Annotated in this window: 1 protein-coding gene; it reads right to left on the reverse strand. The window is 61.7% G+C overall.

The annotated features are described in order from the left end of the window. Positions 1-134: 134 nt before the first annotated feature. Positions 135-566, reverse strand: a 432-nt coding sequence (locus GQE99_RS20285) for a TAXI family TRAP transporter solute-binding subunit (RefSeq protein ID WP_161353783.1), incomplete at its 5' end; no start/stop codon positions are given.

A 566-nucleotide genomic window follows, 5' to 3' on the forward strand; every position in this document is an offset into this window, starting at 1 on the left:
GATGAGTGGATCCGAGATCGTGAACAGGTTCGCGTAGATGACCCAGGCCGCGAAAACCGCCGCGACGACGATCAGGACTCGCTGCGAACCTGCCGCAAGCTTGCGCCTGCGGCCGGTGGCGACGAGAGAACCAATCACTTGATCAGCCCCGCTTCCTCATATGCCTTCGCGGCACCCGGGTGGAACTCGAGCACGCTGGGCGTGGCGAGAAGCTCGGGCGAAAGCTGCTTCATCGAGCTGTGCACGGCGCGCACTTCGTCGATGTTTTTCACCAGCGAGCTTGCCAGCGAGTAGGCGGTCTCTTCGGACATGGCCTCATTGGCCACGAGCAGCGCGCCGAGCGCGGAAGTGGTCACGTCCGCTTCCTGGTTCGAGTAGCTGCTGGCCGGAATGGTCATCGTGCCGGTGCCGAATTCCTCGTTCGTGGCGGTCACCACGTCTTCCGGCACTTCGAGCAGAATGACGTCGTTGTTCTCGTCCACCGAGCGGAACGACGAGTGGTTGATGAAGATCCCGTTCGTGATCATGTCGAGACGACCATCCTGAATCAGGTCCGCCTGCTCGTT

Origin of the sequence: Maritimibacter harenae (assembly GCF_009882975.1) — a bacterium.
GTDB lineage: Bacteria > Pseudomonadota > Alphaproteobacteria > Rhodobacterales > Rhodobacteraceae > Maritimibacter > Maritimibacter harenae.